This is a genomic window from Kineococcus halophytocola, from assembly GCF_041276425.1.
In the GTDB taxonomy this organism is placed as follows: Bacteria; Actinomycetota; Actinomycetes; order Actinomycetales; family Kineococcaceae; genus Kineococcus; species Kineococcus halophytocola.
Genome location: NZ_JBGFTU010000010.1, coordinates 18208 through 39438 on the forward strand (window position 1 = coordinate 18208; position 21231 = coordinate 39438).

The window sequence follows — 21231 nt, forward strand, 5'->3', positions numbered from 1 at the left end:
GCGACCGAGGCGCAGACCGAGGCGCAGACCGAGGCGCAGACCGAGGCGCAGGCCGCACCGGGGAACGGGCCGACCGGGCGGCCGGTGCCGACCTTCCCCGTGCCCGCCCCGCTGGAGCACCACGGGCCGGCCCGCGTCATCTCGATGTGCAACCAGAAGGGCGGCGTCGGCAAGACGACGACGACGATCAACCTGGGGGCGGCGCTCGCGGAGTACGGCCGCCGGGTGCTGCTCGTCGACTTCGACCCCCAGGGCGCCCTGTCCGCCGGGCTGGGCGTCAACCCCCACGAGCTGGACAAGACGGTCTACCAGCTCCTCATGGAGCGCGGGACCGACGTGCGCGAGGTCATCCGCGAGACCGCCGTGGCGGGCCTGGACCTGCTGCCGGCCAACATCGACCTGTCCGCCGCGGAGGTCCAGCTCGTCGGTGAGGTGGCCCGCGAGAGCGTCCTGGCCCGGGCGCTGCGACCGGCCCTGAACGACTACGACGTCGTGCTCATCGACTGCCAGCCCTCCCTGGGGCTGCTGACGGTCAACGCGCTCACCGCCTCCCACGGTGTCCTCATCCCGCTGGAGTGCGAGTTCTTCGCCCTGCGCGGGGTGGCGCTGCTGGTGGAGACGATCGAGAAGGTGCAGGAGCGGCTGAACCCCGGCCTGGAGATCGACGGCATCCTCGCCACGATGTTCGACGGCCGGACCCTGCACAGCCGGGAGGTCGTGACCCGGGTCGTGGACGCGTTCGGGGACGACGTGTTCCACACGGTCATCGGCCGGACGGTGAAGTTCCCCGACGCCACCGTCGCGGCCGAACCCATCACCTCCTACGCCGGGAACCACCCGGGAGCCGAGGCCTACCGCCAGCTCGCGCGCGAACTCGTCGCCCGCGGGGACGCGGCCTGAAACCTCCCGCGGCGTAAGGGTTTCCGGGTTCCACAATGGCTCCCCGTGGAACTCACGGGACGGTCGGTGACGGAAAGCTCCCCCGGTCAGTCCCGACCGGGCCGACGTCCCCCGGCCGGGCGCCGCAGACGGTGCTCACGGGCTAGGGTGCGGCCGTCGAGACCGGCCCCTCAGGCCGGTCGGGGAGGGGGCCACCCGTGGGGGAGAACGCCGGGACGGACCTCGTGGGCGCAGGGTTCACGAGGTTCTCCGAGGAGCACGCGCAGGGGTGGCTCCTCCCGCGCATCGTCGAGGTCGCGCTGGCCCGCGCCGGGCAGGTCGTCGTGGCCGACCCCGGGACGCGGCTGACCGGTGCCGGTCTGCTGCGGCGCGCGGCCCTGGTCCGCGCCGCCGTCCTGGAGCACCACCGGGCCGACGGCCGGGACCCGCAGGAGGTGCCCGTCGGGGTGCTGCGCGGGCACGACGCGGGCGCCGTGGCGGCCGTCGTCGGCGTGATCGCCTCCGGGCACCCCGTCGTCGTCCTGGACCCCACCACCCCGGCCCCCCGGCTGCGCCACTACGTCGAGGCGGCCGGGGCGGACCTGGTCGTCACCGACGCCGAGCGCCGCGTCACCGCCGGCCGGGTCGCGCGCGCCGTCGTCGACCCCGACTCCCACGTCGGCGCCGATCCCTCCGACTCCTCCGACTCCTCCGACCCCTCAGACCCCGGCTGCGACCCCCGCACCGCCGCCGCGGCCCTGCTGACCCGGACGGCCGCCCCCGACGACGTCGCCGTCATCGTCTACACCTCCGGGTCGACCGGGCGGCCCAAGGGCGTCGCCTGCGACCACCGCTCGATCCTGCACGACACCTGGGTCAACGCCGAGGCCACCGGCGCCTACCCCGCCGGCAGCGTCGTGGCGCACCTGCTGCCGATGGCCTTCAGCGCCGGCACGACCCCGACCCTGGCCGGGCTGCTCGCCGGCTCGCGCCTGGAGCTGTTCGACCCCCGCCGCCGCCCGGTCACCGAGCTGCCCGGGTTCCTGGGCGAGGTCGACGCCGACGTCCTGCTGGCCTCCCCGGCCATCCTGCGCGGCGTCGTGACGGCCCTGGGCGCGCAGGGCCACCTCCCCGGGCTGAAGACCGTCACGATGGCCGGGGAGACGGTGCACGGCGCCGAGCTCGCCGCCGTCCGCCGGGTCGTCGGCCCGGACTGCGTGCTGCGCAACCGCTACGGGTCCACCGAGACGTGGCTCATGACCGAGCACGCCATCGGCGGGCAGGACGAGGCGCCCGAGGGGGCCACGCCGGTGGGCCGGGCCGTGCCCGGCGCACGCCTGCAGGTCCAGCGGGAGGACGGCTCCCTGGCCGACACCGGCACCGGCCGGGTCGTGCTGACCTCCCGGTGGCTGGGCGCCCGCTACTGGCGCGACCCGGGCAAGACCGCCGAGGTGTTCACCGACAACCCCGACGGTTCCCGCACGTTCCGCACCAGCGACGTCGGCACGCTGGGCCCGGACGGCTGCCTGCGGCTGCTGGGCCGCAGCGACCACAGCGTCAAGGTCCGCGGGCTGCTCGTCGAACCCGGTGAGATCGACGCGCTGCTGTTCGCCCAGCCCGACGTGCGCGAGGCCCTCGTCGTGGGACGGGTGAACCCCCGCACGGGACGGACCGGCCTGGTGGCCTACGTCGTGCCCGAGGGGTCGCGCCCGCAGGCCTCGGCCGTGCGCGCCGTCGTGCGCGCGCACCTGCCCGCGCACATGGTCCCCGAGCACGTCGTGTTCCTCGAGGCCTTGCCCCGCACCGAACGCGGCAAGCTCGACCGCTCGCGACTGCCCGAACCCCCGCGCAGCAGCGCCCCGTTCGAGGCGCCGCGCTCGAGCTGGGAGCAGATCGTCCACGAGCAGTTCTGCGCCGTCCTGGAACTGCCGGACCTGTCCGTCCACGACGACTTCTTCGAACTCGGCGGGGACTCCCTGGCCGCCGAGGCCCTCGTCAGCCGCATCGAGGCGCTGGGGGCCGGCGGGGTCAGCACCGCCGGCGGCACCTCCCTCGTGGCGAACGCCCCCACCGTGGCCTCCTTCGCGGCGGCCGTGCGGGCGCGCAACCGCAGCGCGCGCCCCACGCTCGTCCCCCTGCGCACCGAGGGCGGGGGCCGGCCGCTGTTCGTCGTCGCCGGTGCCGGCGGGGCCGCCCTGGCCCTGCGCACGTTCGCCCGGCGGCTGGCCCCGGGTTTCCCCGTGCTGGGGCTGCAGGCCAACGGGTTGGAGAACCGCGCCCTGCCGGACTGGTCGGTGCGGCGGATGGCGCGCCGGAACGTGGCCACGGTGCGCGAGCAGCAACCGCAGGGTCCCTACCGGCTCGCCGGGCACTCCCTGGGCGGTCTGATCGCCCTGGAGATGGCCCAGCAGCTGCGGCGGGCCGGTGAGGACGTCGACCTGCTCGCGGTCCTGGACTCCTTCCCCCCGAACCCCGCGCTCATGCCCGTGGTGCGCCACCCCGGCCTGCGGGCCAAGGCCAAGGAGGCCCTGTCGCTGGCCCTGACGGGCATCAAGGCCCACGCTGGTCTGGGGCACTATGTGCGGTTCTTCCGCCAGGGCAACGTCGTGCAGCGCCGGTACACGACGGACGTCTACCCCGGCCGCACCCTCGTCGTCGTGGCCGCCGACGACGTCGACGCGTCCGCGCGCGCCCGGTGGGCCCCGCACCTGTCCGGCAGCTTCGACGTCGTCCCGGTGCCCGGGGAGCACATGTCGATCCTGCGCGAACCCCGGGTCGAGGCTCTCGCCGCGCTGGTCTCGCGCGAGATCGCGGGCGCGGGCGCCGACCGGTCGCCGGTGGTGCCGGGGGAACTCACCGACCGGTGAGCGGCCCGCACCGCGCACGGGAACGGCCCGTGCACGCAGCGTCGTCACCAGGTCCGCTGGCCGGGTGATCGGGCCGTTCCGGACGGCGTAACCGCCCGCGGAACGCCACCGGCGGCCGGGACCGCGCTGGCACCGTCGAGGCCATGCCCACCGCCTCCCCCTCGCTCCCGCGCGGGCCGGTCCCCCTCGCGCCGGGGACCCCCGCCGCCCCGGCCGGCCCCCGGCTGCCCGGACCGGTCCGGGAGCGCCGGCCGGTGCTCACGGCGTTCGGTCTCGTCCTCGTCGTCGCCGGGGCCCTGGCCAGCGCGGTCGTGGTGCACCGCACCGGCGAGCGCGTCGACGTCCTCGTCGCGCGCACCGACATCGCGCCCGGTCAGCTCGTCCGGGCCGAGGACCTGCGCACCGCGCGCGTCGCCGCCGACGGGGCCGCGCTCGTGCCGGCCGGTGCCCTGGACGCCTTCGTCGGCACCCACGCCACGACCCGCATCCCCGCCGACACCCTGCTCAACCGGACGATGTTCCTCGCCGGTGGCACGGTGCCCGCGGGAGCGGCCGTCGTCGGTGTCGTGGTGCGAGCCGAGCAGCGGCCCACCGCCCCGCTCCTCGCCGGTGACGTCGTGCGCGCCTACCTCGTCGCGGCCGACGGGGCCACCACGGTCAGCGGCCAGCCCGCCGGGACGGTCCTGCTCGAGGCCGCCCGCGTCGTCGGCGGCGCGACCCCCGCCGGCCCGGTGACCGGTCCCGGCGACGTGAGCGCGACCTCCGGGGCCGGCGACGTCTCGCTGCTGGTCCCCGAGGCCGACGCCGCCGCCGTCGTGACCGCGGCCGCGGCCGGGCAGGTCGCCCTCGTCCGCCTCGCCGGGGCGACCACCCCCGCCGTCGACCTGGCCGGGAGCTGACCGTGGCCGTGGTGACCTTCCTGTCCGCCAAGGGATCCCCGGGCGTGACGACGACCGCGCTGCTCGCGGCGGCGCTGTGGCCCCGGCCCGCGCTCCTGCTGGAGGCCGACCCCGCCGGCGGTGACGTCGCGGCCCGCCTCAGCGCCGCCGACGGTGCGCCCCTGGACACCGGCCGCGGACTGCTGCCGCTGCTCACCGCCGCGCGCCGCGGCCTGGACGCCGCCGCGGTCCTCGACCAGGCCCAGCCCGTCGCCGGCGGCAGCCGCGTCGTCCTGGGGCTGACGGGCCCGCAGCAGGCGGCCGCCGGCGGACGGGGCTGGGCGGCGCTGACCGCCGCCGTGGAGGACCTGGGCGCCGGCCCCGGGCAGGAGGGCACCGACGTCCTCCTCGACGCCGGCCGGGTCGGGGCCGCGCCGGTGCACCTGGACCTGCTGCGCGCCAGCGACCGCGTCGTCCTGCTCGTGCGCGCCGACGCCGCCGCGGTCCTGCACGCCCGGGACCGGCTGCGCCTGCTCGGCACCGCCCTGCGCCGCCGCGACGGTCTGCTGCCCCGCACCGGCGTGGTCGTCGTCGGGGACGGCGCCGGCCGCGGTCGCGACGCCGCCGGCGCCGTGGAGGTGCTGCGCGCCGCGCAGCCGTGGGTCGAGGACCTCGGCCGGCTCCCGCACGACCGCACCGGGGCGGCCGTCTTCACCGGCACGCCCGTGGCGCGCCCCGAGCGCACGGCGCTCGTGCGGGCCGGCCGCGTCCTCGTCACCGCGCTCGCAGGACGCGCCGTCCACCCCGCACCGCGGAGCGCCGCGTGAGCGCCCGGCACCGCCCCGACCACGACCTCGTCCGCCACGTCCGGCGGGCCGTGGCCGACCGGCTCACCGCCTTCCGCCGCCGCGAGGACGCCGCCGGCCGGGCGCCGCTGTCACCGGCCGACGAGCGCCAGTTCGCGCGCTCGCTCGTCGTGCAGGTCCTGGAGGACCACGCCCGGGCCGAACTGGCCGCCGGGCGCGAACCGCTCACCCCGCACGAGGAGGAGGCCGTGGCCGCCGCCGTCGGGGCCGCGCTGTTCGGCGTGGGCCGGCTGCAACCGCTGCTGGAGGACCCCGACGTGGAGAACGTGGACGTCAACGGGTGCGACCGCGTCTTCGTCAGCTACGCCGACGGCCGCGAGGAACTGCACGACCCCGTCGCCGAGTCCGACGAGGACCTCGTGGAACTGGTGCAGGTCCTGGCCGGGACCGTGGGCCTGGCCAGCCGCCCCTTCGACGCGGCGAACCCGCAGCTGGACCTGCGGCTGCCCGACGGCTCGCGCCTGTCGGCCGTCATGGGCGTGTGCCGCCGCCCGGCCCTGAGCATCCGCCGCGCGCGGCTCGCCAGCGCCACCCTCACCGATCTCGTGGCCTCCGGGACGATGACCGACGACCTCGCGCGGTTCCTGCGCGCCGCCGTCCGCGCCCGCAAGAACATCATGATCGCCGGGTCGACGAACTCGGGGAAGACGACGCTGCTGCGGGCGCTGGCGGCCGAGATCGGCCCGCACGAACGCCTCATCACCGTCGAACGCGCCCTCGAACTCGGCCTGGACGCCCAGCCCGGGCACCCCAACACCGTCGCCTTCGAGGAACGGCTGCCGAACTCCGAGGGGCAGGGGGCGGTGACGATGGCCGACCTCGTGCGCCGGTCCCTGCGCATGAACCCCAGCCGCGTCATCGTCGGGGAGGTCCTCGGCGACGAGATCGTCACCATGCTCAACGCCATGAGCCAGGGCAACGACGGCTCGCTGTCGACGATCCACGCGAACTCCTCCGCGGAGGTGTTCAACCGGATCGCGACCTACGCGCTGCAGGCGGCCGAACGCCTGCCCGTGGAGGCCACCCACCTGCTCGTCGCCGGGGCGGTCGACTTCGTCGTGTTCCTGCACAAGCAGAACACCCACCACCTCGGCGGCGGGCTGCGCCGCGTCGTGGCCAGCGTGCGCGAGGTGACCGGGGTCGACGGCCGGGTCCTCAGCTCCGAGGTCTTCCTCGCCGGCCCCGACGGCACGGCCCGCGCGCACGCCCCCCTGCAGCGCGCCGAGGACCTCGCCGCGGCCGGCTACGTCGCCCCGGCCCTGGAGTGGGCGTCGTGAGCGGGCCGTCCGCGACGGTGGCCCCGGCGCCCGAGCTCCTCGTCGCCCTCGCCACGACGTTCGCCGGTGCCGGCGTCCTGCTCACCGTCGTCGGCCTGCGCGGGCGGGCCGGCGGGCCCAGCGCCCGGCCCGCGCGCCGGTGGGGGACCTCGGGGCGGCGGCTGGCCCTCGCCGCCGGGGCCGGTGTGCTCGCCCTCGTCCTGACCCGCTGGGTCGTCGCCGGCGTGGGCGTCGGGCTCCTCGTCGCCGGCTGGCACCGCCTGCTCGGCGGCAGCGCCGCCGAGCAGCGCGGCACCGCCCGCATCGAGGCGCTCGCCACGTGGACGGAGTCGTTGCGCGACACCATCGCCGGCGCCACCGGCCTGGAGCAGGCGATCCCGGCCACCGCCGCCACGTCGGCCCCGGCGCTGCGGCCGGCGCTGAACCTGCTCGTCGACCGCCTGCGCGTCCGCGAACCCCTCCCCGAGGCGCTGCTGCGCTTCGCCGACGACGTCGACGACCCCGGCGCCGACGTCGTCGTGGCGGCCCTCGTCCTCAACGCGCGACTGCGCGGGCCGGGCCTGCGCGACGTGCTGAGCGCGCTCGCGGCCTCCACCCGCGAGGAGCTCGACGTCCGCCGCCGCATCGAGGCCGGCCGGCGCAGCATCCGCCGCAGCGTCCAGATCGTGCTGCTCATCGTCCTGGGCGTCATGGGTCTGCTGGCCGTGTTCAACCGGGACTACGTCGCCCCCTACGGCTCGTTCACCGGCCAGCTCGTGCTCGTCGTGGTGGCCGCGCTGCTCCTGGCCGGTCTGGCCTGGCTGCGCCGGCTGGCCCGCCTCGACCCGCACGACCGGTTCCTCGCCGTGCGGGGGGTGCCCCGGTGAGCGAGGTCCAGGCCGCCCTGGCCACGGGAGCCCTCACCGGGGCGGGTCTGCTCGTCCTGACCGCGGCCCTGGTCCCGGCGCGCGAGTCGCTGGGGGCCCGCATCGCCCGGTGGGACCGGGCCCAGCGCCGCGCCCACCGCCGGGTGCTGTCCGCGGCCGAGGCCGCCGCCGCGACGGCCCCCGACCGCGGGGTCCTCGGCCTGCCGGCCGTGCTGGGCCGGACGGTGGCCCGGCTCGGGGACCGCCTGGAGGTGCTGGCCGCCGACCGCGGCTGGCGGCTGCGGCGGACCCGGGCCGACCTGGCCGTCCTGGGGCGCGGCACGGGGGAGTTCCTGGCCACCAAGCTCCTCGCCGGCCTGCTCCTGCTGCTGCTCGTCCCGGTGTGCTGGGTCGTCCTGCGCGCCTGGGGGGTCCCGCTGCCCGGCGGGGTCCCGCTGGCGCTCGCGCTGCTGCTCGGCGTGGCCGGTTTCCTCGCCCCCGACCTGGCCCTGCGCGGGGAGGCGACCCGCCGCCGCCGGGACCTGCGCCGCGTCGTGGGGGTGTTCTGCGACCTCGTGGCGATGAACCTCGCCGGGGGGCGCGGGCTGCCCGAGGCGCTGCTCGGCTCGGCCTGCGTCAGCGACTACTGGGCGCTGGTCCGCATCCGCCAGGCCCTCACCGGTGCCCGGCTGGCCGGTGGCACGCCCTGGCAGGCGCTGGGGGACCTGGGCGCCGAGCTCGACGTGCCCGAGCTGGCCGACCTCGCCGGTGCGCTGACCCTGGCCGCCGACGACGGCGCCACGATCCGCGCCTCCCTCGCGGCGCGGGCGGCCACGGTGCGCCGCAAGGACATGGCCGAGGTGGAGGGCGAGGCCGGGGAGAGGTCGCAGTCGATGCTCGTGGCCCAGCTCGTCCTGTGCACCGCGTTCATGGTGTTCCTGGCCTTCCCCGCCGTGCACGACCTGCTGGCCAGCGCATGACCCCGGTCCGGCGCCCCGACCCGACCCGTTCCACCCGACCCTCCGGAGGAGAGACGCATGTCCCGCACGACCCCGAACCCTTCGCCGCGACGCCCGCCGGCCGTCCTGGCGTTCCTGCTGACCCGTGCCCGCCGGGCCGCGGCGACCGGACGCGACTGCGGGGCCTCGGCCCTGGAGTGGGCCGTCATCGCGGCCGTCGTCGTGGTGGCCGCCTCGCTCATCGGGGGTGCGGTCTACAAGATCGTGCAGGACAGGAGCCGGGACCTGCAGACGTGCGCGACCGTCGCGGTCGGCGGTTCCTGCGCCACGTGATGCCCGGCGCCGGTGCGCGCGGGGACTGCGACCGCGGGTCGGCCGCGCTGGAGATGGCGTTCATCGCGCCCGTGTTCCTGCTCCTGGTGTTCTCCGGCGTCCAGATCGGGTTGTGGGCCTACGGCCGGTCGGTGGCGCTGGCCGCCGCCCGCGAGGGCGTGGCGCAGTTGCGGGTCCTGCCCGACGAGCAGTTCGCCGCGGCGGCCGATCCGGTCGTGCGCGCCCACGTCGAGCAGTTCGCCGTCACCGTGGGCCGCGAGTCGCTGCTGGAACCGCGGGCTACGACGGCCTGGACCCGCGACCGCGTCACCGTCGCCGTCAGCGGCCGCGTCGTGAGCCTGGTCCCCGGCCTGGACCTGCGCACGACCCAGCGCGCCTCCGGCACCGTCGAACGCTTCGCGGGTGCCCGGTGACCGGGATCCGTGGCCGGCGCGCGGAGGAGGGGTCGATCGCCCTGGAGTTCACGCTCCTGGCCCCCGCCCTGCTGCTGCTCGTCGCGTTCCTGCTGGTCTGCGCCCGGTTCACCGCGGCCGGGGCGAGTCTCGACGCGGGCGTGCGCGACGCGGCCCGCGCCGCCACGACGTCCCGGTCGGCGGCCGAGGCGCAGCAGCGGGCCGCCGCCGTCGTGCACGCCGCGGTGGGGCCCGGGGCGTGCGCGGACTCCCTCGTCGTCGAGCCGCTGCCGGAGTTCACCGCGGGCCGCCCGGTGACGGTCACCGCGCGCTGCACCGTGCCCGTCGGCGACCTCGGGGTGCCCGGGGTGCCGGGGCGCCTGACGGTCACCAGCGCGTTCTCCTCACCCCTGGACCCCAACCGGGAGCTGTCGTGAGGGTTCTGCGCGGCCGGGACGAGGAGGGCTCGATCGCCCCGGCCGTGCCCGTCCTGGCCCTCGTCCTGCTGCTCCTGGCCGGGCTCGTCCTCGACGCGAGCCGGCAGCTCAGCGCCCGGGCCCGCGCCGTGGCCTACGCCGAGGAGGCCGCCCGTGCGGGCGCGGCGGCCGTCGACCTCGACGCCCCCGACCTGCGGTTGCTGCCCCAGGAGCAGGTGGCCGCGCGCGTCACCGCCTACTGCGCCGCGGTCGCCGCCTCGGGTGCACCCGTCGTCGACCCCGCGTCCTGCTTCCGCGGCACGACGGCGGTGGGGGACCCGTCGGGGCGCCGGACGGTCGTGCGCACCCACGTCGAGCTCGTCCTGCCCGCCTCGCTGCTGGGGATCGTCGGCGTCCGCGAACTGCGGGCCGCCGGCGACGGCAGCGCCCGCCCCTTCGAAGGAACCCGAGAGGAGGACGCCCGGTGATCCGCGTCCGTCCCCAGACCCCGCACCCGGCCCTGCGCCCGGCCCTGCTGGGGCTCACCGCGCTCGCCCTGGCCGGGTGCGGGCAGCCCGCCGCTCTGGCCCCACCCACCGCGGTGGGTCCCCCCACCGCCGTGGTCCCGCCCACCGCGACCCCACCCGGGCCCGTCCCGCCCACGCCGGCGGTGACCGCCACGTCTCCCGGGCCGGTCGAGGCGGTCCGGGAGCACCTGCGGCAGCAGGCGCTCGCCGTCAACGCCGGCACCGCCGACCCCGCGCGGGTCCCGGGGTTCACGGCGACCCTCACCCCGGCCGCGCGGGAGTGGGCGCTGCCGCTGCTCGCGGCGAACCTCGGCGACCGGATGCCCGGCCCCTACCCCTCCGGGGTCCTCGGGCAGCAGGCCGCCGGGCCCGACCGCGTGGAGCTGCGCCTGTGCCTGCAGGACCGCGGCTGGCAGGTCGACGCCGCCACCGGGACCCCGGTGAACACCCCGCACTTCGCCACCGCGACGGCCGCCGTGGTCCGCAGCGACGGACGGTGGCTGCTGGACGACCTCACCACCGACGGCGGGACCTGCTCGGCCGCCGACGTCGTCGTGGAGCGGTTCTGATGCGGCCCCCCGCCGTCCTCGCGGCCCTCCTCGTGGCCCCGCTCGTCGTGGTCGCGGCCCTGACCGCACCGGGGGCCGCGCACGCGGCCGAGGCCGGGGCCGCGCGGGCGCGCTCGGCCGGTGGCGACGTCCACGGCACGGCGGGGTCGTGCGCGTTGTGGTCCAGCGCCGCGGGCGCGTACGGCATGCGCTGCGCCGGTGGGGGAACCGCGCGCAGCTACGCCGAACTCCTCGCGGGTGCCCCGGTGCCGGGGTGCTGGCTGCTGCCCGCCGGCAGCGAGCACGACCTCACCCCGGCCGACGCGCGTCCCGTCGACCTCGGACCCGTCCCGACGGCGCCGCCGCCCGTGGTCCCCACCCCGGCACCGGAACCGGCCGGGATCCCCGTGGAAACCCCCGCGGAAACTCTCGCGGAAACCCCAGACGGAACTCCTGGCGACACCCCAGGGGAAACCCCGGAGGGAACTCCCGCGGGAGCACCGGGCGGGGGACCGGCGCCCCTGCCCCCGGTGCAACCCCCGCCACCGCCACCACCGCCCGTCGAGCTGCCCGAGCGGTTCCTGCGCGTGTGCCTGAGCCCGGCACCGGACGCGCGGACCCTGGCCCCGGCCTGGGACACGACCCTGCTCACCTCGACCGTGGCCTTCCTGCGCAGCGACCCGCAACGGCCGAGGTTCTGGTGGGAACTCACGACCGGGCAGCGGCGGTACCTGACCCGTGCCGAGGCCCGCGGCGGCATCGTGGAGGGAACCCTGCGCACCACGCCCTCGCGCACCCCGCGCATCGGGCAGACCGTCGCGTTCTCGGCCGTCGCCGCCTCCGCGCCCACGATCGCGCTGGGCCGCAGCCGGATGCGTGGCGTCCTCACCTCCCTGGAGGTCCAGCCGGGGGAACCCGGAAGGCGGCCCGCCACGTGCACCGGACCCGGGCGGGAACTGCGGGCGGGGGAGGGGGAGCGCACCGGGCCGGACGTCTGCTCGTTCCGGTACGCCCGCACCTCGGCGGCCGGGACCGGGGACACCCCGGACACCTACGCCGTCTCCGGGACCCAGACGTGGCGCATCGAGGCCAGCGCCGACGACGGCGCCACGTGGGACCTGCTGCGCGAGGTCCGCCGTTCCGTGCGCGTGGACCTGCGCGTCACCGAGGTCCAGACCCTCGTCGTCCCGTTCAGCCCCGTCCGCGCGGAGGGAACCCCGTGACCCCGACCACCCCCGGGCGAGGACCCGCCGCCGGCGCGGACCGCCGCCCCGACCGGTTGCCGCGGGCCGCGCTGAGCCGCGGCGAGCGGGCCGGGGAACTGCTGCGCGGGGCCGCCGCCGGCGCCGTCCTGCTGGCCGTCCTCCTCGGCCTGCCGTGGGCGCTGGCCCTCGTCGTGGGGAACCCGCTGCCCACCGGTGCGCCGCAGCGCGGGTGGCTGGACGCGGAACTGTCCACGACCGCCCTGCTGGACGTCCTCGCCGTCGTCCTGTGGCTGCTGTGGCTGCACTTCGCGGTCTGCGTCGTCGCCGAGCTGCACGCCTGGGCCACCGGTGCCCCCGCCGCGCGCTCGGGCCTGAGCACCCCGACGCGGCTCCTGGCCCGCCGGCTCGTGGCCGCGGTGCTCCTCGTCGCGGCCGGGGGCGTCCCCGCGGCCGCCCCGGCCGCGGCGGCGGTCGTCCCGGCCCCCGCGGCCACGGCCACGGCTACGGCCACGACGCCGGGGACCGTGCCGCGGACGGCGGACCCGGGCTGGCCCGGGGGCCAGGAGGCCGGGCCCGCCCGGACGGCGCCCGGGGCGCCGGAGGTCCCCCGGATCCCCCAGGCCCCCGCGGACGCGGTCCCCGGCGCCCCGGACCCCGCCTGGGGCCCGGCGCCCCCGGCCGCCGCCGGGCCGGCGGGGGCCGGGCTCGTCACCTACGTCGTCCAGCCGCCCCGGGGCCGCCACCACGACTGCCTGTGGGACATCGCGCAGCGGACCCTGGGCGACCCCCTGCGCTACCGGGAGGTCTTCGAGCTCAACCACGACCGCGTCCAGGCCGACGGCTCGCGCCTGGTGGACGCCGACCTCGTCCGGCCCGGCTGGGAGCTGCTGCTGCCGGCCGACGCGGTGCTCGTCGCGGAGCCCGGCGCGGTGCCCGACACCCCGTCTCCGCCCGGCGCATGAGGGCCGCCGTCCCCGGCGGTCGCTACCGTGGGCGCGTGAGCGCCCCCGCCCCGAGCCCCGCAGCGGACGTCGACCCGCTGACCGGCCGCCGCGGGTTCACCGTCTCGCTGCCGAACTTCACCGGCCCCTTCGACCTGCTGCTCGGTCTCATCACCAAGCACCAGCTCGACGTCACCGAGGTCGCGCTGGCGAGGGTGACCGACGAGTTCATCGCCCACATCCGCGCCGCCCAGCGGGCTGCGGCGGACGGCGGCGCCGACTGGGACCTCGACGAGGCCAGCGAGTTCCTGCTGGTGGCCGCGACCCTGCTCGACCTCAAGGCGGCGCGGCTGCTGCCGGCCGCCGAGGTCGAGGACGCCGAGGACCTGGCCCTGCTGGAGGCGCGGGACCTGCTGTTCGCCCGGTTGCTGCAGTACCGCGCCTACAAGCAGGTCGCGGCCCTGCTCGGCGACCGGTTCGCCGAGTCCTCCCGGCGGGTCCCGCGCGCCGTCGCGCTGGAACCGCACTTCGAGAAGCTGCTGCCCGAACTCGTCCTGACCGTCAGCCCCGAGCAGTTCGCCGCCGTCGCGGCCCGTGCGCTCACCCCGAAACCCGTCCCCGTCGTGGGGCTCGACCACCTGCACAGCAGTGCGGTGAGCATCCGCGAGCAGGCCGTGCTCGTGATCGACCGATTGCGGCGCACCGGGACCGCCACGTTCTCCGAGCTCGTGGCCGACGCCGGGGAGGGTGAGCTGGGGACCCTGGTCGTCGTCGCCCGGTTCCTCGCGGTGCTGGAACTGTTCCGCGAGCGCCGCGTGCGGCTGGAACAACCCGAGGCGCTGGGGACGCTGACGGTGCGGTGGGACCCGGACGCCGAGGCGAACCGGGGGGCCGGGGCGGCGGCGGCGCCGTCCGGTCTGGACGAGTTCGAGGGAACGGGCCAGGAGGGGAGCACGTCGTGACCGACGTCACGCAGAGGACCGACGGGACCGCGGTCGGGGAGGACGCCGGCCGCCGCGTGCGGGCCGCGATCGAGGCCGTGCTCATGGTCGCCGACGAACCCGTCGCGGTGCCCGCCCTGGCGCGCGCGACCGGGGAGCAGCCCGACGAGGTCGACCTGCTCCTGCGCGAGCTGGCGGGGGAGTACGCCGAGCAGGGCCGGGGTTTCGAGCTGCGCGAGGTGTCCGGCGGGTGGCGGATGTACTCCCGGGCCGAGCACGCCGACGTGGTCGAGGCGTTCCTGCTGGACGGCCAGACGGCGAAGCTGACCCAGGCCGCGCTGGAGACCCTGGCGATCGTCGCCTACCGCCAGCCGGTCAGCCGCGCCCGGGTCTCGGCGGTGCGGGGGGTCAGCGTCGACGGGGTCATGCGCACGCTGCTGACCCGCGGGCTCGTGACCGAGGCGGGAGTCGAGGCGACCTCCGGGGCCACGCTGTACCGGACGACGGAGGAGTTCGTGCAGCGGATGGGGCTGGACAGCCTCGACGACCTGCCGCCGCTGGCGCCGTTCCTGCCCGAGGAGGTGTCGCTGGAGGACCTCGAGCCCGTCGAGGTGCTGGCCGAGCCCGTGCCCGAGCAGGTGGTCGGACCGGCCGCCGCGGTGGGGGATGATGGAGGGTCGGCGGACGCCACGTCCAGCGATGCACCACCCCAGCACGACGACCCAGAACCCCGGCAGCAGGAGGACCAGTCATGAGCCCGCAGGCACCCCGCGGAGGCGGCGGCCGAGGGCAGGGCCGCCCCCAGCGCCCCGCGACGGGCCGCGGCAAGGGTCCTCAGAGCGGCGGAAAGACCGGTGGCAAGGCGGGCGGCAAGGCCGGTGGCACGACTCAGGGCGGCAAGCCCCGCACCGGCGGTGCGGCGAACCGTCGCGGGGCCGCGCAGCGGATGACCGACAAGATCGCCCCCGCCCCGCAGCCGCCGCGCCGGGGTCCGGCGCCGGTGCGGCGTCCGGGCGCCGACGTCCACGACCCCGAGGGCGTGCGCCTGCAGAAGGTGCTGGCCCAGGCCGGGGCCGGGTCGCGCCGCGCCTGCGAGGAGATGATCGCGGCCGGGCGGGTCACCGTCGACGGTGAGGTCGTCACCGAGCTCGGCGTCCGCATCGACCCCACGCGCCAGGTCGTGCACGTCGACGGGATGCGCTTCAGCATCGACGACGAGCTCGTCTACATCATGGTCAACAAGCCCAAGGGCGTGGTGTCGACGATGTACGACGAGCAGGACCGGCTGAACCTGGCCGACATGGTCGGCCCGCGCGAGCAGCGCCTGTTCCACGTCGGCCGCCTCGACCTGGACACCGAGGGCCTCATCCTGCTGACGAACGACGGGGCGCTCACCCACCGCCTGCAGCACCCCTCCTTCGGGGTGCAGAAGACCTACCTCGCCGAGGTGCGCGGGCCCGTCAAGCGCGAGCTGGGCCGCAACCTGCGCGCCGGGATCGAGCTGGAGGACGGCCCCGTCTCGGTCGACTCCTTCAAGCTCGTGGACTCCAAGCCGGGGTACGCCCTGGTCGAGGTCGTGCTGCACGAGGGCCGCAAGCACGTCGTGCGCCGCCTCCTGGAGGCCGAGGGCTACCCCGTCCTGAAGCTGGTCCGCGTGCAGATGGGCCCGATCGTCCTGGGTGACCTCAAGCCCGGCAAGAACCGGCGCCTGACGCGCGGTGAGGTCCAGCAGCTCATGTCGGTCGCGGGGCTGTGACCACGCCGGGGACCACCTCGGGGACCACGGGCGAGCCCGTGGTCGGTACCCTTCCGCGCGTGTCGGTGAGGGCGGTCCGTGGTGCGGTGCAGGTCGACGTCGACGAGCGCGAGGAGGTGCTGGCGCGCACCCGGGACCTCGTCGCGGAGGTCATCAGCGCCAACGAGCTGAGCCTGGACGACTTCATCAGCGTGATCTTCACCTCCACGGCCGACCTGGTCTCGGAGTTCCCCGCCGTCGCCGCGCGCGAGCTCGGCATGGGCGACGTCCCGCTCATGTGCGCGCGGGAGCTGGAGATCGAGGGGTCCATGCCGCGGGTCATCCGCCTCATGGCCCACGTCGAGACCACGCGCACGCGCGCCCAGGTCCGCCACGTCTACCTCAACGGGGCCCAGGCCCTGCGCCGCGACATCGCGCAGTAGTCCTCGACGGGACCCCGACCAGTGACCCTCGACGCCGCGGCCCCCGCCCGCACGACCGGCACCGTCCGCGTCGTGGGCACGGGGCTGCTCGGCACGTCCGCGGCCCTGGCGCTGACCCTGCGGGGGGTCGACGTCGTCCTGGCCGACCCGTCCCCGACGGCGGTGGCCCTGGCCCGCGACCTCGGGGCCGGCCGGTTCGCCGGCCCCGGCGACGACCCCGCCCTCGTGCTCGTGGCCTGCCCGCCGGACGTGGTCGCCGACGTCGTGGCCGAGGAGCTCGCCCGCTCCCCCCGGGCCGTGGTCACTGACGTCGCCAGCGTCAAGGGCGGCCCGCTGGCCGCGCTGCGCGCGCGGGGCGCGGACCTGACCCGCTACGTCGGCTCGCACCCCATGGCGGGGCGCGAGCGTTCGGGGGCCGTGGCCGCGCGCACCGACCTGTTCGCCGGCCGGCCCTGGGTCATCGCCGCCACCGAGGTGACCGGACCGGCGGCGCGGCAGGCGGTCCACGACCTCGCCGCCGACTGCGGCGCGGTCCCGGTGACGATGCCCGCCCACGAGCACGACGAGGCCGTCGCCCTCGTCTCGCACGCCCCGCAGGTCGCCGCCAGCCTCGTCGCCGCGCGGTTGCGGGAGGCGGCCGAACCGGCGGTGGGCCTGGCCGGTCAGGGGTTGCGCGACGTGACCCGCATCGCCGCCAGCGACCCCACGCTGTGGGCGCAGATCCTCGCCGGCAACGCCGCCCCCGTCGCGGACGTCCTCGAGGCCCTGCGCGCCGACCTCGACGACGTCATCGGGGCGCTGCGCGCCCTGGCGCAGGACCCGGTCGCGCCGGGGGCCCGCGCCCGCTTGGCCCGGGTGATCGCCGACGGCGGCGCCGGCCGCGACCGGATCCCCGGCAAGCACGGCAGCGCCCCGACCCTCTACCGCACGGTCGTCGTCGTCGTGCCCGACCGTCCCGGGGCCCTGGCCGCGCTGCTGACCGACGTGGGGCGGGCGGGGGTGAACCTGGAGGACCTGCGCCTGGAGCACTCCGAGGGGCAGGCCGTCGCGCTCGCGAGCATCGACGTCCTGCCCGCGTCCGCGGACCCGCTGACGGAGGCGCTGCGGGCGCGCGGGTGGACCGTCCCGCACTGACCCTCTCCGGTTCGGGCGGCGGGCCCGGTGTCGACTAACCTCGTCCGGTGTCCTCCACCCCCGCCGCCCGTGGTCCCCTCGCGTCCCCGACCGCCGAGCAGGAGGTGTCCGTGGTGAGCACCGCGCTCGTCGTCGCCGTCGACGGGCCCTCCGGCAGCGGCAAGTCGAGCGTCAGCCGGGCCGCGGCCGCGGCGCTGGGCGTGGCCTTCCTGGACACCGGGGCCATGTACCGCGCCGTCACGTGGGCGGTGCTGGAGGCCGGGGTCGACCTGTCCGACGCCGAGGCCGTCGCGGCGCACGTGCGGACCGTCCCGCTCGTGGTGGGCACCGACCCGCAGGCCCCGACCGTGGCCGCCGTCGTCGAGGGCGCCGAGGTGGACCTGACCGAGGCCGTCCGCACGGCGCGGGTGACCGCGAACGTCAGCGCGGTCGCGGCCGTGCCCGCGGTCCGCCAGGACCTCGTGCTGCGCCAGCGCACCCTCATCGAGGCCGCCTGCGTCGCACCCGAACCGGGCCGCGAGCCCGGGATCGTCGCCGAGGGCCGGGACATCACGACCGTCGTCGCCCCCGACGCCGACGTGCGGGTCCTGCTGACGGCCGAGGAGTCCGTCCGCCTGGCGCGCCGCGCCCAGCAGGACCTCGGGACCGCGGACTCCGAGGCGCTGGCGGCCACCCGCCGCGGGATCGTCGAGCGCGACCGCGTGGACTCGCGGACCACGGCCTTCACGACGGCCGCCGACGGCGTGGTGACCGTGGACTCCACGGCGCTGGACTTCGACGGGACGGTCGCGGCCGTCCTCGACGTCGTCGAGCGCCGGGTGCGCGCCGGCGGGACGGGAGGCCGGGCGTGACCCTGCGTCCCCACCGCGCCCCCTCCGGCGGGTCGCTGCCGGGGGAACCCTTCGCCTGGACCCGCGGGGTCGGCAAGCTGTTCGCGCACGGCGTGTGGAACTCCCGCGTCCTGGGCGCGGAGAACGTGCCGCGCACCGGCCCGGTCCTGTTCGCCGCCAACCACGCCTCGATCATGGACGGGCCGCTGCTGTTCGGGGTGACCCCGCGCCCGGCGCACTTCCTCGTCAAGAGCGAGATGTTCACCGGCTCCCCGCTCAACCGGTTCGTGGGCTGGGCGCTGCTGCAGGCCGGGCAGATCCCGATCGACCGCACCCGCGGTGACCGGGACGCGCTGCAGTCCGTGCTCGCCGTCCTGGCGGCCGGCGGTGCCGCGGGCGTCTTCCCCGAGGGCACCCGCGGGCGGGGCGACGCGGCGAGCGTGCGCTCGGGCATCGCCTGGATCGCGCTGCAGTCCGGCGCCCCCGTCGTGCCCGTCGCGTGTCTGGGCGCGCACCTGCCCGGCGAACCCCGCCGGTCGGTGCCGCCCGTGCGGCGCCGGCTGACGTTCTGCTTCGGCGAACCCTTCGCGGTGGTCAAGGAACCCGGCGTCCCCGGCCGGGTCGCGCTGGCCGCCGCCGTGGAGCAGGTCCGCGTCAAGCTCTCCGGTCACGTGCTGGACTCTCTGCAGCGCACCGGTATCCAACTCCCCGATGACGACGCCGCCGACGAGCTCGGGCTCGGCGAGATGGCGTCCGACGACGTGCCAGGAGGCACCCGGTGACCCCCACCGACGAACCGCAGGAACCCATCGAGACCACGGCCGACGAGAACGTGGACGAGAACGTGGACGAGAACGTCGGGCAGGCGCTGCGCGTCGGCCTCGACGAGTACGACCTGTCCGAGGAGGACGTCGCCCTCCTCGACGCCGACGGCCTGCCGCTGGAGGAGGACGAACCGGCCGGGCCGCTGCCCGTGCTGGCCGTCGTCGGCCGCCCGAACGTCGGCAAGTCGACGCTCGTCAACCGCATCATCGGCCGGCGCGAGGCCGTCGTGGAGGACGTCCCCGGTGTCACCCGCGACCGCGTGGCCTACCCGGCGAACTGGGCCGGGCGCGACTTCACCCTCGTCGACACCGGCGGGTGGGAGGCCAAGGCCGAGGGCCTGAACCTCGCCGTGGCCGACCAGGCCGAACTGGCCATCGAGCTGGCCGACGCCGTCCTGTTCGTCGTCGACGCCACCGTCGGCGCCACCGCCAGCGACGAGCGGGTCGTCCGGCTGCTGCGCCGCTCGGGCCGCCCGGTCGTGCTGGTGGCCAACAAGGTCGACGGTCCCCGCCAGGAGGCCGACGCCACGCAGCTGTGGTCCCTGGGCCTGGGGGAGCCGTACCCCGTCTCGGCCCTGCACGGGCGCGGCACCGGCGACGTCCTCGACGCCGCGGTGGAGGTGCTGCCCGCGGTCTCGGCCGTCGGTGGCGGCTACACCCACGAGGGCGGCCCGCGTCGGGTGGCGCTGTTGGGCCGTCCGAACGTCGGCAAGAGCTCGATGCTCAACCAGCTCGCCGGGTCCGAGCGGGTGGTCGTGCACCCCACGGCCGGCACGACCCGCGACCCGGTCGACGAGCTCATCGAGCTCGGCGGGCGCACCTGGCGCTTCGTGGACACCGCCGGCATCCGCCGCCGCGTCCACCTCACCAAGGGCGCGGACTTCTACGCCTCGCTGCGCACGCAGACGGCGCTGGAGAAGGCCGAGGTCGCCGTGGTGCTCGTCGACGCCAGCGTGCCCATCGCCGAGCAGGACATCCGGATCATCTCCACCGTGGTGGAGTCCGGTCGCGCGCTCGTCGTGGCGTACAACAAGTGGGACCTCACCGACGAGGAGCGCCGGCACTACCTCGAGCGCGAGATCGAGAAGGAGCTCGTCCAGATCCCCTGGGCCCCGCGGGTGAACGTCTCGGCGCAGACGGGCCGGCACATGGACAAGCTCGTCCCGGCGATCGACACGGCGCTGGAGTCCTGGGAGACGCGCATCCCCACCGGCCGCCTCAACGCCTTCCTCGGCTCGATCGTCGCCGCGCACCCGCACCCGGTGCGCGGGGGCAAGCAGCCGCGCATCCTCTTCGGCACCCAGGCCTCCACCCGGCCCCCGCGCTTCGTCGTCTTCGCCAGCGGGTTCCTCGAGGCCGGGTACCGCCGGTTCATCGAGCGCAGGCTGCGCGAGGAGTTCGGCTTCGTCGGCTCCCCGATCGAGCTGAGCGTGCGGGTGCGGGAGAAGCGCAAACGATGAGGTAAGGTTCTACCCGGCTCGCACGCAAGGGCGGGTCGATTCGGGCTGTGGCGCAGCTTGGTAGCGCACTTGACTGGGGGTCAAGGGGTCGCAGGTTCAAATCCTGTCAGCCCGACCGGCGTTCGCGCAGGTCAGAGCGGGTGTCTACCTTCGGGTGGGCACCCGCTCAGTCGTTGTGACAGCAAGCAGGACAGCACCGGCGAACCGGTTGCTTCCTTGGTCACCGGTCCATGGCCTGGTCCAGCAGGTCGGCTGCCTCTCGGGCCTGGGACACCACGCGCCCGCTGATGGGGGCCTTGCAGTACGTCGCGTCCAAGAACACGTTCCCCCGCAAGCGGGCGGTACCCCCAGGGCAGACTGGTCCTCGAGGGCCATCGCGGTGATCCTTCTTCCACGAGTTGCTTGGCGGTTACTCGCAGAGCTTCACGCGGTGGCCTCGCCTGCGTCTCGGACACGCCGAGACCGGTCAGGCTGAGGCCGAGTTGCACCACTCCAGGGGACTCACCCACCGGCGCAGGACGTTGCGCGGCTCCAAGCCGGTACCGACCTCGGACGCGAAGACGAGGTCGGTCTCCTTCCACAGGGGCCCGGCAGCGAGACGGTCGAGGAGCTGCATCTTGCGCTGCGCCCTGAGGGCGTCGGCGGCGGCGGTGGGCAGGGGGAAGGTCCGGCGCGACCACTCCGTCGTGGGGTCGCCGAGGGTCAAGCCGGCGCTGGTGCGGGGCGACGTCCACCGGACCCGCAGCTGCCGGGCCTCGAGGTCGACGTCGGCCCAGTGCAGGCCGAGGGTCTCGCCCCCGTGGAGACCCGTCGCGAGCATGACGCGGACACGGGCCCGACGGGCGAAACCGGTCACGCACGTGCCGGACGTGCGGCGGCAGCGCGACGACGCGCCCGACGACGTCCAGCGGTTCGTGGCGATGATGCTGTC

General features: G+C 76.5%; 23 protein-coding genes and 1 tRNA gene. 23 read left to right on the top strand and 1 reads right to left on the bottom strand.

Annotation, left to right across the window (positions count from 1 at the left end):
• Window positions 1-84: 84 nt before the first annotated feature.
• The 23 genes from AB2L27_RS10100 to AB2L27_RS10210 all read left to right on the top strand — a co-directional run bounded on the left by AB2L27_RS10100 (window position 85) and on the right by AB2L27_RS10210 (window position 20415).
• The gene (locus AB2L27_RS10100; RefSeq protein ID WP_370441473.1) at window positions 85-900 is read left to right on the top strand and encodes a ParA family protein; all 816 of its coding nucleotides are present in this window, start codon (window positions 85-87) and stop codon (window positions 898-900) included.
• 197 nt (window positions 901-1097) lie between these two features.
• Entirely contained in the window at window positions 1098-3746 is a 2649-nt protein-coding gene (locus AB2L27_RS10105; protein ID WP_370441343.1) for an AMP-binding protein, read from the top strand.
• Window positions 3747-3889: 143 nt separating this feature from the next.
• On the top strand, window positions 3890-4645 hold the full coding sequence (locus AB2L27_RS10110) for an SAF domain-containing protein (RefSeq protein WP_370441344.1): 756 nt from the start codon (window positions 3890-3892) through the stop codon (window positions 4643-4645).
• 11 nt (window positions 4646-4656) lie between these two features.
• Window positions 4657-5451 (top strand): hypothetical protein, encoded by a 795-nt coding sequence (locus AB2L27_RS10115; protein WP_370441345.1) that lies wholly within the window; start codon window positions 4657-4659, stop codon window positions 5449-5451.
• Window positions 5448-6767: a CpaF family protein gene (locus AB2L27_RS10120; protein ID WP_370441346.1), complete on the top strand. Its 1320-nt coding sequence runs from the start codon at window positions 5448-5450 to the stop codon at window positions 6765-6767. Before AB2L27_RS10115 ends, AB2L27_RS10120 begins: the two co-directional genes overlap by 4 nt.
• A complete protein-coding gene (locus tag AB2L27_RS10125) occupies window positions 6764-7633 on the top strand; it encodes a type II secretion system F family protein (protein WP_370441347.1) in 870 nt (289 codons plus the stop codon). The genes AB2L27_RS10120 and AB2L27_RS10125 overlap by 4 nt, the downstream gene beginning before the upstream one ends.
• Window positions 7630-8592, top strand: a complete 963-nt coding sequence (locus AB2L27_RS10130; protein WP_370441348.1) for a type II secretion system protein — start codon at window positions 7630-7632, stop codon at window positions 8590-8592. Before AB2L27_RS10125 ends, AB2L27_RS10130 begins: the two co-directional genes overlap by 4 nt.
• A 57-nt stretch (window positions 8593-8649) precedes the next feature.
• On the top strand, window positions 8650-8904 hold the full coding sequence (locus tag AB2L27_RS10135; protein ID WP_370441349.1) for a hypothetical protein: 255 nt from the start codon (window positions 8650-8652) through the stop codon (window positions 8902-8904).
• Window positions 8865-9317, top strand: a complete 453-nt coding sequence (locus tag AB2L27_RS10140; RefSeq protein ID WP_370441350.1) for a TadE/TadG family type IV pilus assembly protein — start codon at window positions 8865-8867, stop codon at window positions 9315-9317. The genes AB2L27_RS10135 and AB2L27_RS10140 overlap by 40 nt, the downstream gene beginning before the upstream one ends.
• A complete protein-coding gene (locus AB2L27_RS10145; protein ID WP_370441351.1) occupies window positions 9314-9733 on the top strand; it encodes a TadE/TadG family type IV pilus assembly protein in 420 nt (139 codons plus the stop codon). The genes AB2L27_RS10140 and AB2L27_RS10145 overlap by 4 nt, the downstream gene beginning before the upstream one ends.
• Window positions 9730-10200 carry a pilus assembly protein TadG-related protein gene (locus AB2L27_RS10150; RefSeq protein ID WP_370441352.1) on the top strand — a complete coding sequence of 157 codons (471 nt, stop codon included), beginning with the start codon at window positions 9730-9732 and terminating at the stop codon, window positions 10198-10200. The genes AB2L27_RS10145 and AB2L27_RS10150 overlap by 4 nt, the downstream gene beginning before the upstream one ends.
• The gene (locus tag AB2L27_RS10155) at window positions 10197-10808 is read left to right on the top strand and encodes a hypothetical protein (protein WP_370441353.1); all 612 of its coding nucleotides are present in this window, start codon (window positions 10197-10199) and stop codon (window positions 10806-10808) included. Before AB2L27_RS10150 ends, AB2L27_RS10155 begins: the two co-directional genes overlap by 4 nt.
• Window positions 10808-12010: a hypothetical protein gene (locus AB2L27_RS10160; RefSeq protein ID WP_370441354.1), complete on the top strand. Its 1203-nt coding sequence runs from the start codon at window positions 10808-10810 to the stop codon at window positions 12008-12010. The genes AB2L27_RS10155 and AB2L27_RS10160 overlap by 1 nt, the downstream gene beginning before the upstream one ends.
• Complete coding sequence (locus tag AB2L27_RS10165) at window positions 12007-12954, top strand: LysM peptidoglycan-binding domain-containing protein (protein ID WP_370441355.1); 948 nt, start codon at window positions 12007-12009, stop codon at window positions 12952-12954. Before AB2L27_RS10160 ends, AB2L27_RS10165 begins: the two co-directional genes overlap by 4 nt.
• Window positions 12955-12989: 35 nt before the next feature.
• Window positions 12990-13895 carry a segregation and condensation protein A gene (locus AB2L27_RS10170; protein ID WP_370441356.1) on the top strand — a complete coding sequence of 302 codons (906 nt, stop codon included), beginning with the start codon at window positions 12990-12992 and terminating at the stop codon, window positions 13893-13895.
• Complete coding sequence (gene scpB / locus AB2L27_RS10175) at window positions 13892-14629, top strand: SMC-Scp complex subunit ScpB (protein WP_370441357.1); 738 nt, start codon at window positions 13892-13894, stop codon at window positions 14627-14629. The genes AB2L27_RS10170 and scpB overlap by 4 nt, the downstream gene beginning before the upstream one ends.
• Window positions 14626-15630 carry a pseudouridine synthase gene (locus AB2L27_RS10180; protein ID WP_370441358.1) on the top strand — a complete coding sequence of 335 codons (1005 nt, stop codon included), beginning with the start codon at window positions 14626-14628 and terminating at the stop codon, window positions 15628-15630. The genes scpB and AB2L27_RS10180 overlap by 4 nt, the downstream gene beginning before the upstream one ends.
• 59 nt (window positions 15631-15689) lie before the next feature.
• Window positions 15690-16052, top strand: coding sequence for a chorismate mutase (gene aroH / locus AB2L27_RS10185; RefSeq protein WP_370441359.1), 363 nt, complete (start codon window positions 15690-15692; stop codon window positions 16050-16052).
• 21 nt (window positions 16053-16073) lie between these two features.
• Window positions 16074-17186, top strand: coding sequence for a prephenate dehydrogenase (locus tag AB2L27_RS10190; protein WP_370441360.1), 1113 nt, complete (start codon window positions 16074-16076; stop codon window positions 17184-17186).
• A gap of 47 nt (window positions 17187-17233) precedes the next feature.
• Window positions 17234-18037: a (d)CMP kinase gene (cmk, locus tag AB2L27_RS10195; RefSeq protein WP_370441361.1), complete on the top strand. Its 804-nt coding sequence runs from the start codon at window positions 17234-17236 to the stop codon at window positions 18035-18037.
• Window positions 18034-18798, top strand: coding sequence for a lysophospholipid acyltransferase family protein (locus tag AB2L27_RS10200; RefSeq protein WP_370441362.1), 765 nt, complete (start codon window positions 18034-18036; stop codon window positions 18796-18798). Before cmk ends, AB2L27_RS10200 begins: the two co-directional genes overlap by 4 nt.
• A 26-nt stretch (window positions 18799-18824) precedes the next feature.
• Window positions 18825-20300 (top strand): ribosome biogenesis GTPase Der, encoded by a 1476-nt coding sequence (der, locus tag AB2L27_RS10205; protein WP_370441474.1) that lies wholly within the window; start codon window positions 18825-18827, stop codon window positions 20298-20300.
• Between the two features lie 41 nt (window positions 20301-20341).
• Window positions 20342-20415, top strand: a tRNA-Pro gene (locus AB2L27_RS10210).
• Between the two features lie 351 nt (window positions 20416-20766).
• Here the strand turns inward: AB2L27_RS10210 and AB2L27_RS10215 are convergent.
• Window positions 20767-21156 (bottom strand): site-specific integrase, encoded by a 390-nt coding sequence (locus AB2L27_RS10215; RefSeq protein ID WP_370441363.1) that lies wholly within the window; start codon window positions 21154-21156, stop codon window positions 20767-20769.
• Between the last annotated feature and the right edge of the window lie 75 nt (window positions 21157-21231).